Annotated in this window: 15 protein-coding genes; 9 read left to right on the plus strand and 6 right to left on the minus strand. The window is 66.1% G+C overall.

The genetic code is table 11. The annotated features are described in order from the left end of the window. Nucleotides 1-18: 18 nt before the first annotated feature. Genes MAA8898_RS23685 through ectA form a run of 4 tightly spaced genes read right to left on the minus strand, consistent with a single transcriptional unit; the run spans nt 19 to nt 3,712 of the window. Nucleotides 19-1,434, minus strand: a complete 1,416-nt coding sequence (locus MAA8898_RS23685) for an aspartate kinase (RefSeq protein ID WP_094023499.1) — start codon at nt 1,432-1,434, stop codon at nt 19-21. Nucleotides 1,435-1,438: 4 nt separating this feature from the next. Further along, nucleotides 1,439-1,840, minus strand: a complete 402-nt coding sequence (locus tag MAA8898_RS23690) for an ectoine synthase (protein WP_094023500.1) — start codon at nt 1,838-1,840, stop codon at nt 1,439-1,441. Nucleotides 1,841-1,846: 6 nt separating this feature from the next. Continuing rightward, a complete protein-coding gene (ectB, locus tag MAA8898_RS23695) occupies nt 1,847-3,130 on the minus strand; it encodes a diaminobutyrate--2-oxoglutarate transaminase (protein WP_094023501.1) in 1,284 nt (427 codons plus the stop codon). Between the two features lie 51 nt (nt 3,131-3,181). Next, nucleotides 3,182-3,712: a diaminobutyrate acetyltransferase gene (gene ectA / locus MAA8898_RS23700; RefSeq protein WP_094023502.1), complete on the minus strand. Its 531-nt coding sequence runs from the start codon at nt 3,710-3,712 to the stop codon at nt 3,182-3,184. Between the two features lie 209 nt (nt 3,713-3,921). Here ectA and MAA8898_RS23705 point away from each other — a divergent pair, with 209 nt between their 5' ends. Together MAA8898_RS23705 and MAA8898_RS23710 are read left to right on the plus strand one after the other, a co-directional pair. After that, nucleotides 3,922-4,404, plus strand: a complete 483-nt coding sequence (locus MAA8898_RS23705; protein WP_094023514.1) for a MarR family winged helix-turn-helix transcriptional regulator — start codon at nt 3,922-3,924, stop codon at nt 4,402-4,404. Nucleotides 4,405-4,724: 320 nt separating this feature from the next. Further along, a complete protein-coding gene (locus tag MAA8898_RS23710) occupies nt 4,725-7,808 on the plus strand; it encodes a DUF4214 domain-containing protein (protein WP_217900533.1) in 3,084 nt (1,027 codons plus the stop codon). Nucleotides 7,809-7,902: 94 nt separating this feature from the next. Here the strand turns inward: MAA8898_RS23710 and MAA8898_RS23715 are convergent, their stop codons facing one another. Then, complete coding sequence (locus MAA8898_RS23715) at nt 7,903-8,631, minus strand: GntR family transcriptional regulator (RefSeq protein ID WP_094023504.1); 729 nt, start codon at nt 8,629-8,631, stop codon at nt 7,903-7,905. A gap of 164 nt (nt 8,632-8,795) precedes the next feature. Between MAA8898_RS23715 and dctP the strand changes: the two genes are divergently transcribed. The 7 genes from dctP (at nt 8,796) to MAA8898_RS23750 (ending at nt 17,223) form a co-directional block, all read left to right on the plus strand. After that, a complete protein-coding gene (dctP, locus tag MAA8898_RS23720) occupies nt 8,796-9,827 on the plus strand; it encodes a TRAP transporter substrate-binding protein DctP (protein ID WP_094023505.1) in 1,032 nt (343 codons plus the stop codon). Nucleotides 9,828-9,922: 95 nt separating this feature from the next. Next, on the plus strand, nt 9,923-12,022 hold the full coding sequence (locus MAA8898_RS23725; protein ID WP_245853604.1) for a TRAP transporter large permease subunit: 2,100 nt from the start codon (nt 9,923-9,925) through the stop codon (nt 12,020-12,022). 10 nt (nt 12,023-12,032) lie between these two features. Further along, nucleotides 12,033-12,155, plus strand: coding sequence for a dihydroxy-acid dehydratase (locus MAA8898_RS23730; RefSeq protein WP_094023506.1), 123 nt, complete (start codon nt 12,033-12,035; stop codon nt 12,153-12,155). A 10-nt stretch (nt 12,156-12,165) separates the two neighbouring features. Beyond that, nucleotides 12,166-13,896, plus strand: coding sequence for an L-arabinonate dehydratase (gene araD, locus MAA8898_RS23735; protein ID WP_094023507.1), 1,731 nt, complete (start codon nt 12,166-12,168; stop codon nt 13,894-13,896). A 49-nt stretch (nt 13,897-13,945) separates the two neighbouring features. Beyond that, nucleotides 13,946-14,848, plus strand: coding sequence for a dihydrodipicolinate synthase family protein (locus MAA8898_RS23740; RefSeq protein ID WP_094023508.1), 903 nt, complete (start codon nt 13,946-13,948; stop codon nt 14,846-14,848). 124 nt (nt 14,849-14,972) lie between these two features. Continuing rightward, entirely contained in the window at nt 14,973-15,698 is a 726-nt protein-coding gene (locus MAA8898_RS23745) for a ribonuclease activity regulator RraA (protein ID WP_094023516.1), read from the plus strand. Nucleotides 15,699-15,702: 4 nt separating this feature from the next. Next, nucleotides 15,703-17,223: a UxaA family hydrolase gene (locus tag MAA8898_RS23750; protein WP_094023509.1), complete on the plus strand. Its 1,521-nt coding sequence runs from the start codon at nt 15,703-15,705 to the stop codon at nt 17,221-17,223. Between the two features lie 4 nt (nt 17,224-17,227). Here the strand turns inward: MAA8898_RS23750 and MAA8898_RS26455 are convergent. Further along, the coding region (locus MAA8898_RS26455; RefSeq protein ID WP_176445301.1) for a hypothetical protein at nt 17,228-17,421 on the minus strand (194 nt) is incomplete at its 5' end.

The following is a 17,421-nucleotide window of genomic DNA, read 5'->3' on the forward strand; positions in this document are numbered from 1 at the left end:
GTTGTCGCGGGCGCGTCTTCAGGCGGCCAGCGCGACCTTGTTTTCGCCGTCGAAAAACGCGTCGTGCAGCGCCTTGATGGCCTTCTGCATGTCGCCGCGTTCCAGGATGTACAGCGTGTCCACGTTGCGCGGCCCCTGGCTGGCGCCGACGGAATAGATGCCAGCGCGGTCAAAGGCTTGCAGGCCGCGCTGCAACACCGCCAGCCCGCTCAGGTCACGCCCGATGACCGACACCAGCGACAGCTTGCGCGCCTGGATCTCGGCCTGCGGATAGTGCTCGGCCAGGTCCTTTTCCACACGCCGCAGCACCTTCAGCGAGGCGTCCACGTAATGGGTCACCGTGTTGGCGTTCGACACCTTGGAGACGATGCGCACGTTGTGCCGCGTGAGCGCGTCGAGGATCGTGGCGTCGTAGCCCTTGACCCCCACCATGTCCTGCTCGAACACCTCGAGCGCAACGATATCGAGCCCGGTCACGATCTCGACCGCCGGCGCCTCGGCCGGCTGGTCGTCGATCAGCGTGCCCGGATCGCCGGGATCAAAGGCGTTTGTCACCCGCAGGGGCACGCCCGCCTGACGCAGCGTCTTGGCCGCCGAGGGGTGGATCGCCTCCATCCCGAGGTTCGCCATCTGGTCGGCCACGTCGTAGTTGGTCCGGCCCAGCTTGCGCACCTTGTCGGCGCCGACGATCTTGGGGTCGGCCGAGGACAGGTGGAATTCCTTGTGGATGATCGCCTCGCGCGCGCCGGTCTCTGCTGCCAGCCGCGAAAACGTCACCTCGGAATAGCCCCGGTCGAATTCGCGCATCAGCCCTTCGCGGCACTGGGCATAGCCGGTGACGATGGGCATCTCGGTGTCGGGGTCGATCCCCGCCATGCCCTGCGCCAGCCGCTCTTGCAGCGTCACCTCGCCTTCGTCGCGCCAGCCGGTCAGGTCCACCAGCCGCGCGTTCACACCGGCGCGTTGCAGCATCAGCGTGGCCACCAGCGCGGAATGTGCTTCGCCCAACCCGGACAGCAGTTCGCGGATGTGCAACAGGTGCGCGTTCAGCCGGAAATGCCCGTAGGAGCACAGGCGCTGAAGGTCGATCAGGCAGTTGCGCGCGCCCTCGATGCGATCCTGGACGAAACGGGTCGCCTGTTCGACATCGCCGGGATGGTCCAGCACGGACTCGTGCGCTTCGATCATGGCGCGGGCGGTGCGGGCCAAGGCTTCGTGCCAGCCGTGATCATCCTCGCCATCGGCAAAATGGGCGTAGACCCCGGCCTCGCCGGTCTTCTTGTGTTCCAGCAGCAGGTTGGTGATGCCGCCAAAGGCCGACACCACGAACACCCGGCCATAGACCGGCTTGCCATCCCTGAGGAACAGAGTGTCGCGCAGGTCCGCGAGGCGGGACATGGACGTCCCGCCGATCTTTTCCACGGTATGGTTCATGAGGTCAGGCCTCCACCTCTTCGGGCGCGGCATAGGAGCCGTCGGCGCGGTGCACCTCCTTGCCGGTCACGGGCGGGTTGAAGCAGCAGGCCATGACCAGCTCTTCGTCCGCCTTCAGCGTGTGGCGGTCGTGCTGGTCCAGCGCGTACATCACGCCGGGCTTGATGCGGTGCACCTCGCCGGTGGCCAGGTCGGTGATCGACCCGGTGCCCTGGATGCAATAGACGCTCTCGAAGTGGTTCTTGTACTCGAAGGTATGCTCCGAACCTTCCTCGAGAAAGGTGATGTGAAAGGAAAACCCCATCCCGTCATCGGCCAGCAGCATGCGCACGCTGGTCCACTGCGCGTCCGACACGACGCGGTCCGGCTGGGTTTTCGAGATCTGGTCAAAGTCGCGTACGATCATGCCGGGTTACTCCGCTGCCATCTTTTGCGTGGACAGGACGCGGCGGGCGGCCGCGGTCAGGATGTCGAGACCCTGTTTCAGGGTCTCGTCCGGAGTCGTCAGCGGCGCCAGAACCTTGACCACCTCGTCCTCGGGGCCCGAAGTCTCGATGATCAGCCCGTTGCGGAAGGCCTCGGCGCAGATCGCGCCGGCCAGCTCGCCCGAACCGACATCGACACCGCGCATCATGCCGCGCCCCTTCAGCTGCGCGCCCGGCACCATCGCGGCGATGGTGTCCAGCGCATGTTCCACCGTGCGGCCACGCCGCGCGATATCCGTCTTCAGGGCATCGTCGGACCAGAACTTCTCGATCGCGACGCGGGCGGTGACAAAGGCATGGGTGTTGCCGCGGAAGGTGCCGTTGTGCTCGGCCGGGCCCATGACGTCATGCTGCGGACGCACCAGCACCATGGCAAAGGGCAGGCCAAAGCCCGACAGCGACTTGGCCATCGTGACGATATCCGGCGTGACGCCCATCTCCTCGAAGGAAAAGAAGCCGCCGGTGCGCCCGCAACCGGCCTGGATGTCGTCGATGATCAGCAGCGCGCCATGGTCCTTGGCGAGCTCCGCAACCTTGGAGACGAACTCGGCGCTGGCGGCGTTCAGCCCGCCTTCGCCCTGCACGGTCTCCAGCAGGATCGCCGCCGGGGCGTCGATGCCCGAGGACGGATCGCCCAACATCTGTGCCAACAGATCGGCCGAGTCGACGCCATCCATGTAATCGTCAAACGGCACGCGGCTGACGCCAGACAGCGCGGTCCCTGCCCCGCCGCGATGATAGCCGTTGCCGGTGGCGGCCAGCGCACCCATGGTCACGCCGTGAAACCCGTTGGTAAAGGCGATGACGTTCTCGCGCCCGGTCGCCTTGCGGGCGATCTTGATCGCCGCCTCGACGGCGTTGGCGCCGGTCGGGCCGGTGAACATCATCTTGTGATCCATGCCGCGCTTGCGCAGGATCTGCTCTTCGAAGGCCTCCATGAAGCGGGCCTTGGCGCCGGTGTGCAGGTCAAGGCCATGCGCGATGCCGTTCTCGGACAGGTGCGCCATCAGCGCGGCCTTCATGTCCGGATCGTTGTGGCCGTAGTTCAGCGAGGAACAGCCGGCGAGAAAGTCGATGTAGCTGTTCCCGGCGGCATCGGTCATTTCCGAGCCGAGCGCGGTGGTAAAGACGGTGTCGAAGCCGCGGCAATAGCTGCGCGCCTCGGATTCACGTCGTTTGAAGATGGTCGGTTTGAAGGTCTGCGAGGACATGTGAACTCTTTCGGTAAAGGGTGTGTCAGGACAAGGGCGGCGGGCCTGCCGTCAGGCGGCCCGGGCCAGCGCCTTGGCCAGCTTGATGGTGACCAGGTTCTCGGTCTCGTGGCGGTTCCCGAAATGCTGGCCGCGCGTGTAGTGCGGCCGATAGTCGAGATCCTTGCCCTGAGCGCGGGCAAACTTGCGGAACAGCGCCCAGGAGGCGTCGTTGTCGCTGGTGATGGTGGTCTGCAGGCGGGTAGCGCCCTTGCAGGCGGGCCGCTTGACCAGGTGGCGCAGCATCAGCGCGCCCAGACCCATGCCGCGCGCCTTTTCGGACACGGCGACCTGCCAGACAAACAGGGTGTCGGGGTCGTTCGGCAGGACATAGGCCGAGATCCAGCCGACGATGTCGCCGTTCAGTTCGGCCACGACACAGGTGTCGGCGAAATGATCGCATTGCACCAGGTTGCAATACATCGAGTTCTCGTCGAGCGGCTTGCACGCCCGGACGAGTTCCCAGATCGCGGCGCCATCCCTTGCGGTCGGCTCACGCAGGGAGGGCAAGGACTGACGGACGAAATCCCTTGAATGATGCATCTGGTCTGCTGCTCCTTGTTGCTTCGTACGGCTAAGTAACCCCGCACGGCGCACGCTTCAACAGGGGAATTTATTTTTTTCAGATCGCGGAACTTATTAACGTTTCAGACATTTTACTTCGGTTATTCCCTTCGATACTCAAAGCATATTCCTGTTGCTGCATGGGCTGACAAGGGATACGCTTAGACATGCTAAGCTGTGAGCTGACCATGGATCGTGTCGACGCCGCCCTCATCGCCCTGCGCCGCATCCTGCGGGCAACCGACCTTTACGGACGCGAGCTGAAACAGGCCGCCGGGGTGACGGCGGTGCAGCTACGCGTGTTGCAGATCATCGCAGAAAAGGGCCAGGCGACACCCAAGGAGATCTCGGTCCGGATGCGCGTGTCGCAGGCCACGATGACCTCGCTGGTGGACAAGCTGGTGCGCGACGGCATGGTCGTGCGCGAGAAATCCGAACAGGACCGCCGCCAGACCAACGTGCACATCACGCCCAAGGGGCTGAGAACCCTGGCCGAGGCCCCCGACCCCCTGCAACAGCGTTTTGTTCGCAAGTTCGAGACCATGGAAGACTGGGAACAGGCCATGCTCATGGCCAGCCTGGAGCGGGTGGCCGCGATGCTCGATGCCGACGACCTGGACGTCGCGCCCGTCCTGGAAGCCGGCGACATCAAGCAGACCCCGGCCCCCTGACCACGCGGCCCCGGCACGCGCGCTTGCCTGGCCATCTTGATCCAGAGCAACAAGAGCGACCGACAACCTACTGAAAAATGTTGATAGTCTATCTGGCTTCCTGTCGGAGTTGCGGGATATCCGGGCATTGGCACCGTCCGGAATCCGACGCCGAAGCGTCGCGGTCATGGCCTCCGGGAAAAACATACCAAAACCTGCATGTTTTGACACAGATCAAGGTCAGTCCGTTTTGGCACACACATAAGGGATTCGTGATATGTGAAAACATTCACGTTTACCAAGGCACGAAACGTAACAATCTGCTCAGGTGGGGATCTTCCATGGCCGACACGCCACACATTACCAATCCGACATTCACGTCCACGCACGTCTTCAGCACCAATGACGTTACCGGCACCTTTGATGGTCTGACCCAGGGAACGCTGCTTCCCGGCGACCTGCCGATCGTGAACTTTTCCATGGCGCCGATGATCACGAAGGAGGGGGTCAGCCTGTACCCGGTCGACAGCGAATTCGGCTTCTACGTGACCGATTTTGTCGGCGCCGAGGACAAGATCCGCGATTATGATTACGCCGAAGGCTGGGTTGGCGATCTCACCGGAGCGGCCGGGGAACAGCTGGGCATCGTCGTCTCCGATGCGCCGACCGACACCTTCAAGACCCCCGCCGTCCTGGGCACCTGGCTGGCCGGCCTGGGCGACAACACCGTCAAGGCATCGACCGAACACTATGCGGTCATGCAGAACGTGCTGTCGGACCAGAAGTACCCGGGCGATCCGGACGCTGTCTATCCGCTGGACGATGACCTGATCCTGCTCAGCCAGAACCCGGACTGGAACGGCCAGCATGTGGCCGACCTTCTGACCGATCCGGTGACCTACGGCGTGGTCGACAAGAACAACGACGGCGCGCTCGACATCCAGGACCTGCTGAACCCCAACGAATCGACCATCGCCTATGACATCGCCTACAGCTCGGACTACTCGGTCACGATGAAGGACGATGGCAAGCTGCTGTACCGCTGGGGCAACGAGATCAAGCGCCCCAACGACATCCGGCTGGAGGCGACGCTGGACCTGCCCGACGAGTGGAGCAGCGACGACCCGGCCACCGACCTGCGGCCGCTCTACCGGATCACCGCTGCCGAACTGGTGACCGAGCACACGATCACCAACAACCCCAACGACCAGATCCGCCCCGAGGACTTTGAAAACGAGGCCGCGATCGGCACGCTGCCGACCTACACCGTCGTCACCGACTACACCCTCGACGGCAACGGCCCGCGCGAAGTCTGGGTGACCACGGACGATTATTATGCCGGCGACGGCACGCTCTATCCGGCGGGCACGATCCTCAAGGACGAACTCCTGGCGCAGCAGGCCGCCGCCTCGCCGCTGGCCGCAATCGGCGGGGTCGACGAGGCCTTGCTGGACGGCTTTACCAACGCCTGGTTCACCACCATGGACCGCGAGCCCTTCGAGGCCAGTCTCGACAGCAACGGCGACTACATCTCCGGCCCGCGTTGGCGGCTGCAAACCGACAAGTACGGGCAGGATCTGCCCAGCGTGGTGATGCCGATCGACCCGAGCGATCCGCTGCCCACCACCAGCTCGGAGGTCAAGTACGAGGTCGGGGCCGATGATGTCACCGTGATCAACCTGCTCGACTGGGAGACCGATGTGTCGCCGCTGTCGATCAGCGCCGGCTGGCAGAACAACACCGGCGGTGTGTCGGTCAACGGCCTGAACATGAGCGACGAATTCGACGTGGCCTTCTACATCAAGGGCGACACCAAGCCCGCCACGCTGTACAACACCACGCTGCTGCTGGAGTACGAAGAAATCCAGATCTTTGACGTGGCACGCGGCAAGGTCGGCACGGCCGAATCCGACTACCTGGTCGGCCAGGGCAAGAACTACTTTGTCGGCGGAGACGGCAGCGATCTCTTTGTGGTGTCCTACGGCGCCGAGGAAGGCGACGATTTCCTCAGCAGCACCATCGCCGACTTCGAGACCGGTGAAGACGCGCTGGGCCTGTTCGACCTCGGCATCACCGAAGGCAACTTCTACACCCGTGTCACGCAGGTCGTGGATGCGGCCGGCCTGCACATCATGGTGGATGGCGACCAGATCGCCCTGCTGCAAAACATGACCGAGGCGCTGGAGTACGAGGACTTCCTGCTGATCAACCGCTTCCCGCTCCCCTCGACCGATGTCGGCACCGCGGGCGACGATCTGCTGGTCGGCACCGCGGGCGATGACGTGCTCGACGGGATGGAAGGCAACGATACGGCCCTGGGCCAGGGCGGCGAAGACGTTCTCATGGGCGGCGCCGATGACGACGAACTGCTGGCCGAGCCGGTCGAGACGGCCTTTGACGCGGCGGCGGAGCAGGTTTTCCGGATGTACCAGACGGCTTTCGACCGGCTGCCGAACCGGGGCGGGCACTCGGCCTGGACCGAGGCGCTCCTGGCCGGGACCGTCGTCATGGAGGGCGTCGCCCGAGCCTTCATCGGTTCGCCCGAGTTCACCGCGCTCAACGGCGTGCTGACCAATACCCAGTTCGTCGAGCTGATGTATGCCAACGCGCTGGACCGCGCGCCCACGGCCACCGAGCTGTCGACCTGGGTGTCCCAGCTGGACGGCAACACGGTGTCGCGCGCACAGGTCATGATCGGCGTCTCGGAAAGCCCCGAGTTCGTCGAGAACACCAGCGCCGTTTCGCTGGAATTCTCGCGCGCCGGCTACCAGCAGGAGTACACCGACGAGGCGTACCGCCTGCTGCTGGCAACGACCGGCGCCGAACCGGACGCCGACGACCTGGCGGCCGTGGCGCGGGATCTCGCGCAGGGCGACAGCTTTGCCGAGGCTGCGGCCGACCTGCTGGCGTCGGCCGATGGCACCGCGCTCTACGGTTCGCTGGACAACACCCAGTTCGTCGAGACGCTGTTCCAGACCGTGCTGAACAGGGCGCCCGCAGCGAGCAGTCTGAGCGTGTGGGCAGCAGCACTGGACAGCGGCACCTGGACCCGCGAGGCACTGGTCGTGGCGGTGTCGGAAAGCGCCGAGGCCAAGACCAAGCTGGCCGATGACCTTGTCGACCACATGAAGGCGCTGGGCCAGGACGACCTGCTGGACGGCGGCGAAGGCAATGACCTGCTGTTCGGCGGCATCCTGTCCGACACCTTCCACTTCGACGCGGCGGATGCCGGCGCGGACGAGGTGGTCGGGATCGAGGCCTGGGACATGCTGCAGTTCACCGGCTTTGGCTATGCGGACGCCGCCGAGGCGCGCGGCCACATGAGCCAGGTGGGCGCGGACGTGGTCTTTGCCGACCTCGGGGTGACGATCACGCACCTCAACACCAGCCTGGCCGAGATCACCGAGGACATGATCTTCGTCTGATCGGCAGCCTCATGCGACACGGGAAAAGGCCGCCCCCCGGGCGGCCTTTTTCGTCGCGTCGAACGCTGCGGCGCTGCATCGGCGCACCCTGCCCCTACACGTCCGGGCCGGTGAAGTACCCCGGATGCTCCAGCCGCAATGACTCGACCCGCTGGATCGTGCCGGTCAGGTGCCGCCGCATCGCCGCGGCGGCGGCCTCGGGGTCGCGGCTGCGGATGGCCCGCAGGATCTCCCGGTGCGCCGCGACGATGTCCTGCATCTTGCCCGCGCGCGGCAGTTCCAGCCGCTGGCACCGCGCCAGGTGCCCCTGCCGCCGGCCCACCATGGCGTGCAGGCGCCCCATGCCGACGCCTTCGAACAGGGTGCGGTGAAACGCCCGGTCCAGGTCCAGGAACATGTCCATCCGGCTGACATCCCCGACCAGCACCGCCTGCATGTCGACAACCGCCTGCGCGCGGTCCAGCGCGTCGGCGTCCGGGGTCTGCGCCAGGCTGCGCACGACCTCGATCTCGACCGCCATGCGCAGGAACTGGTTCTCGCGCAGCTGCGCCTGGTCGATCCGGGTCACGACGGTGCCCGACTGCGGCCGGATGCGCACCAGCCCGTCCTGTTCCAGCTGTTGCAGCGCCTCGCGGATCGGCATCAGGCTGACACCGAACTCGGCCGCCAGGTCCTTGCGGCTCAGCGCGGTTCCGGGCGGCAGTTCGACGTTGACGATGCGCCGGCGCAGCGTCTCGTAGACGGACTGCGGGATCGCCCGCCCCTCTGCCTCCGGTATGGCCACCGGCGCATCGCTGCGCGGTGGTCTGGCTTGGTCGATCACGACGCTGTCTCCGTTTGGGAACGGTCCGGCCCTGGAACGGCAACCGGACGTTCGACGACAACTTAGGTTGATTGAACTAGTATACTAATATATTTGTCAAGGTCACGGCTGGTGGCGGCGCAGGTCTCCTCACGTCGGCAGGATACGGAATCGGGAGGATTTCCATGAGACTCAAGACACTTGGCGCAGCGGTTGGCCTGGCCATCGCGGCGGGACTCACCGCCACCCCGGGCTTTGCCGAAACGCAGGTCCTGAAAATCCAGACCTCGGCGAACGCCAGCCACTTCTCGCTGGCCTACCTGAACGAGACCTGGGTGCCCAAGCTGAACGACATGCTGGAGGCCGACCTGACGCTCGAGCTGTTGCCGATCGAATCCGTGGTGCCGCGCCGCGAAACGCCCGAGGCCATCGGCCTGGGCATCCTGGACGGCGACCTGACCGCGGTCAGCTACTTTTCCGGCGTCGACGCGGCCTATGCGCTGATGGGCGACCTGATCGCCGGTTACGACACGCCGCAGCAGATCATGCAGTTCTGCATGCAGGGCGGCGGCAAGGAGATCCTGCAAAAGCTGCACGACACGCATTACTCGGGCGTGCACGTGGTGGGCTGCGGCGCCTACACCAAGGAGGCCTTTGTCTCGACCGTGCCGATCAACGGCGTGGCGGACCTCGCAGGGCTCAAGATCCGCTCGCCCGAAGGGCTGGCCGCCGACGTGTTCAAGCGGGCCGGCGCGGCCCCCGTCTCGATGGCCGGGTCGGAAACCTACGGCGCGCTGGAAAAGGGCGTGATCGACGCCGCCGATAACTCGGCCTATGCCAACAACGATGCCAACGGCATGCACAAGGTGGCGCGCTACCCGCTCTATCCCGGCATCCATTCGATGCCGATCCTCCAGTTCACGCTGAACCAGGACGTCTGGGACAGCCTGAGCGAGGCCGACCACAAGGCGCTGGAAAGCTGGTACGAGCAGGCCTACGCCGGCCTGACCGAAGCGACCGACGCCGAGGACCTGCGCCTGGTGGCCCGTGACAAGGCGGCGGGTGAGATCACCATCATCGACTGGCCGCAGGCCGAGCGCGACAAGTTCCGCGCCATCGCGCAGGAGGCCTGGGCGGATTTCGCGGCACAGTCCGACCTGGCGCGCGAAGTCTACGACGCGCACATCGCCTTCATGAAGGCGCAGGGTCTGCTCTGACCTTACTCCCGCGCGGAGGTGCCGTTTCCGGCGCCTCCCAACCGGCCGCCCCAGGCGCGGTCTGACGGCACCCGCGCTGGACGGGATGCCCTGCAATGTTCCCGGAGGGGGTGGCGGCGATGTCGCGCGAGTATGACGAGGCGCTGGACGCCACCGAAATCGAGATCGCCGCGCAGGACCCGCTGCACGACGCGCCGGATGTGCCCCGGTCGGCCTACACGCCGGTCGATCACGTCAGCCACATCGTCGGCATCGGCGTGGCGACCTTTTACATGGTCGCGGCGCTGGCCACGCTCTACGAAGTGTTCTCGCGCTACCTGCTGAACGCGCCGACCTTCTGGGCCTTCGAGACGGTGATGACGCTCTGCGCTGCCGCCTGGATGCTGTCCTCCGGCTACATCACCATGAAACAGCGCCATATCGCGATCACCGTGATCCATTCGCTGTGCAGCCGGACGCAGCGCTGGTGGCTGGACCTGTTTGCCATCCTCGTTGGCATCGTCGCGCTTTTCATGCTGCTGAGCGATGCCTCGATCCGTGCCTATGACAGCATCCTGCGGGTGGAGAAATCCGGCTCGGCCTTCAACTCGCCGCTGCCGATGATGATGAAGACGCTGATGGTGACCGGCGCCTTCCTGTACCTCGCGCAGCTGACGGTGAACCTGCACCGCCACGTCAATAGCCGCTGGGCGCGCTTGGTGGTCAAGGCGCTGGCCGCCTACCTGGCGGTCTACTTCCTCTCCGCCTTTGCCGCGCATGTGCTGGAGGTCCCGCTAGCCGAGGCCTTCTCGGGCTGGATCACCGACATCGGCAAGGCGCTGGACCCCTCCAAGGCGCTGCAACTGAAGAAGATGGACCTGGGCACCATCTCGATGCTGATGGTGGTGATGCTGATCGCGCTGATGATGACCGGAATGCCGCTGGGCATCGTGACGCTGATCGTCTCGGTGGTCATGGCGATCGGCTTTTTCGGGCCGCGCGGGCTGTTCCTGGTATCGTCCAACGCGGTCGGCCTGCTGGAGCATTACTCGCTGGTCGCTGTCCCCTTCTTCGTGCTCATGGCCTCGATCCTCGAACGCGCGGGCATCGCCGAGGACCTGTTCGACGCCATGTCGATCTTTGCCGGAAACCTGCGCGGCGGCGTCGCGGTGCAGACCACCGTCGTCGCCGTGATCCTGGCGGCGATGTCGGGCGTGATGGGCGGCGAGATCGTGATGCTGGGCCTGGTGGCGCTGCCGCAGATGCTGCGGCTGGGCTACGACCGCAAGATCACCATCGGCCTGATCTGCGCCGCCGGCGCCCTGGCCACGCTGATCCCGCCCTCGATCATCATGATCGTCTACGGCCTGTCGGCCGAGGTGGGCATCGGCGATTTGTTCATGGCCGGCGCCCTGCCCGGCATCATGCTGGCGGTCTTCTACGCCGGCTACGTGCTGATCCGGGTCAACCTGAACCCCGCGCTAGCCCCCACAGCCGCCGAGGTGGCGCAGATGGGCGGAGCCGAGCAGAAGCTGTCGCGCGAACGGATGATTGCCGTGGTGCTGTGCATCCTGCTGATCGGCTCGGTCATGGGATCGATCTACGGCGGTGTCGCCAGCGTGACCGAGGCAGCCGCCGTCGGCTGCATCGGCTCGCTGGTGGTCGCGGCGATCCGCAACCGGTTCAAGTGGGTCGTGATCTCGGCCGCGCTGATGGGCTCCATGGCGACGGTCGGCACGATCATCTGGCTGGTGCTGGGCGCGGTCAGCTTTGTCGGCATTTTCAACCTGGTCGGCGGCGGCGAATTCATGCGCTCGCTGTTCCTGGACCTGGGCCTCAGCGCCTTTGGCACCGTGCTGGTGATGATGCTGATCCTGATGGTGCTGGGCACCTTCATGGAATGGATCGCCATCGTGCTGATCACCGTGCCGGTGTTTGCCCCGGTGGTGATCACGCTGGCGCCGGAACTGGGCCTGACCCCGGACCAGGCCAAGATCTGGTTCGGCATCCTCTTCGTGATGAACATCCAGATCTATTTCCTGTCGCCGCCCTTTGGCCCGGCCTGTTTCTGGCTGAAATCGGTGGCGCCCAAGGACATCACCCTGCAAGAGATCTTCATCTCGGTGCTGCCCTTCATCGGGCTGCAGGTCATCGGTCTGATGCTGGTGATGTTCTTCCCGCAGATCGCCCTTTTCCTGCCTGAACTGCTGAATTGAGGAGAGCCCGATGATCGGACGAGATTCACGCGAAGATATTGACGGTTACGGTATCTGGCCCTGGGTTTTCGGGGTACTTCTGGCGGCAATCATCCTTGGCCTGATGTTCGGCCTGGCCGCACCGATTTCCTGAGGGACACGCCATGACAAAGAAACCCGAAGACCTTCGTTCCGCCCGCTGGTTCGCCCCTGACGACCTGCGCAGCATGGGCCACCGCTCGCGCGCGATGCAGATGGGGCTGGACGGCGCCGACTGGGAAGGCAAGCCGGTCATCGCCGTGATCAACACCTGGTCGGACCTGTCCCCTTGTCACCACCACTTGCGCGACCGCGCCGAGTTCGTGAAGAAGGGCGTGTACCAGGCCGGCGGGATGCCGGTGGAAATGCCGGTGCACTCGTTCTCCGAACAGTTCCTGAAACCCACCTCGATGCTCTACCGCAACATGGGCGCGCTCGAGGTCGAGGAGACGCTGCGCAGCCATCCGATCGACGGCGCGGTGCTGCTGGGTGGCTGCGACAAGTCCACGCCGGCGCTGATCATGGGCGCGGTGTCGATGGGCCTGCCCTTCATCTACCTGCCCGCCGGCGCGATGCTGCGCGGCAACTACGCCGGGCAAAAGCTGGGCTCGGGCACCGACGTCTGGAAATACTGGGACGAACGCCGCGCCGGAACCATCACCAAGGACCAGTGGGACGGCGTGCAGGGCGGCATCGCGCGCAGCTACGGCACCTGCATGACCATGGGCACGGCCAGCACGATGATGAGCATCGCCGATGGCTGGGGCCTGACGCTGCCGGGCGCCTCCTCGATCCCCGCGCCGGACGCGGGACACAAGCGGATGTCGGCCGCCTGCGGGCGCCGCATTGTCGAGATGGTCTGGGAGGACCTGACCCCCGACAAGATCATGACCCCCGCCTCGACCCGCAACGCCGTCACCGTCGCCATGGCGACGGGCTGTTCGACCAACGCGATCATCCACCTGATCGCCATGGCGCGCCGCGCGGGCGTGCCCTTGGGGCTGGATGACCTCGACGCCATCGGCCACACCACGCCGGTGCTGGCCAACCTGCGCCCCTCCGGCAAGGAGTACCTGATGGAGGACTTCTTCTACGCCGGAGGCCTCTTGGCGTTGATGAAGGAACTGGGTGACAAGCTGGACCTCTCGGCCCTGACCGTGAACGGTCGCACGATGGGCGAGAACATCGAAGGCGCCGTCAACTACAACGACGACGTGATCCGCCCGCTGTCGAACCCGGTCTACCACGAAGGCAGCCTGGCCGTCCTGCGCGGCAACCTCGCGCCCGACGGCGCGGTGATCAAGCCCGCCGCGATGGACCCGAAGTTCCAGGTCCATTCCGGCCCCGCCATCGTCGCCGACAGCTACGCGCAGCTCAAGGAGATCATCAACGACGAGGATTACCCGATGACGCCCGACAGCGTGCTGGTGCTGCGCAACGCAGGCCCGCAGGGCGGGCCGGGGATGCCGGAATGGGGCATGATCCCGATGCCCAAGGCGCTCTTGAAGCAGGGCCACCGCGACATGCTGCGCCTGTCGGACGCGCGCATGTCGGGCACCTCCTACGGTGCCTGCATCCTGCACGTCGCGCCCGAGGCCTTCATTGGCGGGCCGCTGGCGCTGATCCGGTCCGGCGACATCATCGAGATCGACGTGCCGAACCGCAAGCTCAACGTGCAACTGACGGACACGGAGATGGAGGCGCGCCGCGCCGGCTGGACCCCACCGCCGCCGCGGTTCGAACGCGGCTGGGGTTGGATGTACTCCAAGCACGTCGAGCAGGCCGACAAGGGCTGCGACTTCGACTTCCTGCGCACCGAGTTCGGCGCGCCGGTGCCGGAACCGGAGATCAATTGATGGCGCCCAGAGACCCCGCCCCGGGTCAAGCCCGGGATGGGTTGGCACGATGACGACCGACCTCGCCACCGCGCTGCGCGGCGTCTCCGGCATCCTCGTCACCCCCTTCGACGCGGCCGGGGAGATCGCGCCGGAGCGGCAGAAACCCATCGTCGACCGCGCCGTGACCGCCGGTGTGCAGGTGCTGACCGCCAACGGCAACACCGGCGAGTTCTACAGCCTGACGCTGGACGAGTCCTGCGCCATGGTCACCGCCTCCGGCGCGCATATCGCCGGACGCGTGCCCATGGTGGCGGGCGTCGGGCGCGGCGTCCGCGACGCGCAGACCCTCGCCGAAGCTTCGCACAGGGCCGGTGCCAGCGCCCTGATGATCCACCAACCGCCCGACCCCTTCGTCGCGCCGCGCGGCCTCGTCGCCTATGTCGAGGCGGTGCGCGAGGCGGGCGGCGGGCTGCCGCTGGTGCTTTACCTGCGCAACGACGCCATCGGCACCGAGGCCATCGCCGCCCTCTGCCGCGTCGAGGGAGTCACAGGTGTCAAATGGGCCACCCCCAACCCGATGAAGCTGAAGGCGGCGATGCAGGCCGCGCCCGATCACATCACCTGGACCGGCGGTCTGGCCGAGGTCTGGGCGCCCGCCTTCTACGCCGTGGGTGCGCGCGGCTTCACCTCCGGCCTGATCAACCTCTGGCCGGCGCGGTCCGTGGCGATCAACGCCGCGCTGGAGGGCGGAGACTACGCAGCGGCGCGCGCCCTGATCGCCGGGATGCAAATCTTCGAGGACATCCGCGCCGAGGAACAGGGCGGCGCCAACGTGCCCGGCGTCAAGGCCGCGCTGGCCCTGATGGGCGAGGACTGCGGCGCGGCCCGCCCGCCCGCCGCCTGGCCCCTGTCGGATGACCAGCAGGCACGGCTGCGCGGCTTCATGGCCGCGAACGGCCTGCTGACATGATGCGCCCGCCAAGCCACGGGCGGGGGCAAGCGGCTTCGAAGCCGCTTCAAACGCGTTTCGAAACGCGTTTCAAAGGCTTTTGCAAAAGCCTTTTTCGCACTGATCACACCCAAGGGACATGACCATGACCGACTTCCCCCTCAAACCGGAAACCAAGGCCAAGCTGGAACAGGTGTCCGTCGCCACGCTCGCCACCGCCCTGTACAAGCGCGGGTTGCGCCAACAGGTGATCCAGGACGTGCGCCCCGTCGCGCCCAAGGGCCGCAACATGGTGGGCCCCGCCTTTACCCTGCGCTACATGCCCGCGCGCGAGGACCGCAACACGCTGGCCGAATTCCGCAACCCGAAACACCCCCAGCGCCACGCCATCGAGACCTGCCCGCCAGGGCACATCCTGGTGATGGACAGCCGCAAGGACGCCCGCGCCGCCAGCGCCGGTGACATCCTGATCACCCGGCTGATGATGCGCGGCGCGGCCGGCGTGGTGACCGACGGCGGCTTTCGCGACGCGATGAACATCGCTCAGCTCGAGATGCCGGCCTACCACAACCGCCCGTCCAGCCCGACGAACCTGACCACGAACGAGGCGATCGACATCAACGTGCCGATCGGCTGCGGCGATGCCCCGATCTTTCCCGGTGACATCCTGGTGGGCGACGACGACAGCGTCATCGTCCTGCCGGCGCACCTCGCCGACGAACTGGCCGACGAGGCCATCGAGATGACCGCCTATGAGGATTTCGCGCTGGAACAGGTCAAGAACGGCGCCGCCATCATCGGCCTCTACCCGGCAACCAGGGAGGAAAGCCTGGCCGCCTTCGCCGAGTGGCGCAAGAAGACCGGGCGCTGAACCCGTGCCCGGCCTGACCCTCCGACTCGACCCCGCCGACAACGCGGTCGTCGCGCGGCGGGACATCGCGCCGGGCACCGAAATCCCCGAAGAGGGGATCGTCGCGCAAGCCCTCATCCCGGCCGGGCACAAGCTGGCCTCGCGCGCCATCGCGCGGGGCGAAGCGGTGCTGAAATACGCCACGGTGATCGGCTTTGCCGGCGAGGACGTCCCCCCGGGCGGTCACCTGCACAGCCACAACGTCCTGATCGGCGAGATGCAAAAGGATTACCGCTTTGGCCGGGACTATCGCCCTGCCCCCCTGCTGCCCCAAGGCGAACGCGCCCGCTTTTTGGGCTACCGCCGCGCCGATGGCCGCGTCGGCACGCGCAATGTCATCGGCATCTTCATCACGGTGAACTGCGCCGCCACCGTCGCGCGCAAGATCGCCGCCCATTTCGACGAGGAGCGGCTGGCGGACTACCCCAACGTCGACGCCGTCGTGCCCTTCATCCACGCGCAGGGCTGCGGCATGGAACAGACCGGCGAACCGATGAACCTCTTGCACCGCACGCTCAAGGGCTACATCCAGCATCCCAACATCGCCGGCGCGCTGATCGTCGGGCTGGGGTGTGAGCGCAACAACCTCGAACGCTTCTTCGCCGCCACCGCGCTGGAGACCGGCACGCAACTGCACGGCCTCAGGATGCAGAGCGTCGGCGGCACCGCCGCTGCCGTGGCCGAGGGCAAGGCGCTGGTCCGAGGCATGCTGGAGGAGGCCAACCGCGCGAGGCGTGAGTCGGTCTCGGCCGAACACATCACCGTCGGGTTGCAATGCGGCGGTTCGGACGGGTTCTCGGGCCTTTCGGCCAATCCCGCCTTGGGGCGCACGATGGACCGGCTGGTGGCCAACGGCGGCACGGCGATCCTGTCGGAGACGCCCGAGCTTTACGGCATCGAACACACGCTGACCGCCCGCGCGCGCGACGAAACCGTGGGGCGGCGATTGCTGGAGCGGATCGACTGGTGGCTGGAATACACCCGGGGCCGCGACGTGCAGATGCAGGGCGTGGTCGGCCCCGGCAACCAGGAGGGCGGGCTGGCCAATATCATCGAAAAGGCCCTGGGCGGAGCGCGCAAGGGCGGATCAACGGGGATCGAGGCGGTGTACCGATACGCCGAACCGGTCACCGCGCGCGGCCTCGTGGTGATGGACACGCCCGGATATGACCCCGTCTCCGCCACCGGGCAGATCGCCGGCGGGGCGAACCTGATCTGCTTCACCACCGGGCGCGGCAGCTGCTTTGGCTCCTACCCCGCGCCGACGCTGAAACTGGCTTCGAACACGCCCATGTTCACCCGCATGGCGGGCGACATGGACATCGACTGTGGCCCGGTGGTCGACGGGCTGCGCAGCCTCGACGAGATGGGGGCAGAGGTCTTTGACGCCATCCTCGCCACCGCCTCGGGACAGAAGACCAAAAGCGAGATCCTCGGCGTCGGCGCCGAGGAATTCGTGCCCTGGCCCATCGGCGTGACGGGCTGACCCGTCACACCAGGATCATGTCCTGGGTGATCCCCGCCAACACGGTGTCCTTGAACACGATGGTTTCCACGCCGGCGGTGAACACCACGTCCTCGCCGTCCTGCGCCAGCGCCGCCAGCACCTGCGTCTGGCTCAGGCCAAAGCCGCTGAAATCCAGCGTATCCCAGGCCTCGACATCCGTGACGATCACCTCGCTCG

The organism is Antarctobacter aquimaris, assembly GCF_900184945.1.
Classification (GTDB): domain Bacteria; phylum Pseudomonadota; class Alphaproteobacteria; order Rhodobacterales; family Rhodobacteraceae; genus Maliponia; species Maliponia aquimaris.

Bases quoted from the DNA above. Each gene is read 5' to 3' on its own strand.
- MAA8898_RS23685 (WP_094023499.1), bottom strand. From the start codon at position 1,434: ATGAACCATACCGTGGAAAAGATCGGCGGGACGTCCATGTCCCGCCTC.
- MAA8898_RS23690 (WP_094023500.1), bottom strand. From the start codon at position 1,840: ATGATCGTACGCGACTTTGACCAGATCTCGAAAACCCAGCCGGACCGC.
- ectB (WP_094023501.1), bottom strand. From the start codon at position 3,130: ATGTCCTCGCAGACCTTCAAACCGACCATCTTCAAACGACGTGAATCC.
- ectA (WP_094023502.1), bottom strand. From the start codon at position 3,712: ATGCATCATTCAAGGGATTTCGTCCGTCAGTCCTTGCCCTCCCTGCGT.
- MAA8898_RS23705 (WP_094023514.1), top strand. From the start codon at position 3,922: ATGGATCGTGTCGACGCCGCCCTCATCGCCCTGCGCCGCATCCTGCGG.
- MAA8898_RS23710 (WP_217900533.1), top strand. From the start codon at position 4,725: ATGGCCGACACGCCACACATTACCAATCCGACATTCACGTCCACGCAC.
- dctP (WP_094023505.1), top strand. From the start codon at position 8,796: ATGAGACTCAAGACACTTGGCGCAGCGGTTGGCCTGGCCATCGCGGCG.
- MAA8898_RS23725 (WP_245853604.1), top strand. From the start codon at position 9,923: ATGTTCCCGGAGGGGGTGGCGGCGATGTCGCGCGAGTATGACGAGGCG.
- MAA8898_RS23730 (WP_094023506.1), top strand. From the start codon at position 12,033: ATGATCGGACGAGATTCACGCGAAGATATTGACGGTTACGGTATCTGG.
- araD (WP_094023507.1), top strand. From the start codon at position 12,166: ATGACAAAGAAACCCGAAGACCTTCGTTCCGCCCGCTGGTTCGCCCCT.
- MAA8898_RS23740 (WP_094023508.1), top strand. From the start codon at position 13,946: ATGACGACCGACCTCGCCACCGCGCTGCGCGGCGTCTCCGGCATCCTC.
- MAA8898_RS23745 (WP_094023516.1), top strand. From the start codon at position 14,973: ATGACCGACTTCCCCCTCAAACCGGAAACCAAGGCCAAGCTGGAACAG.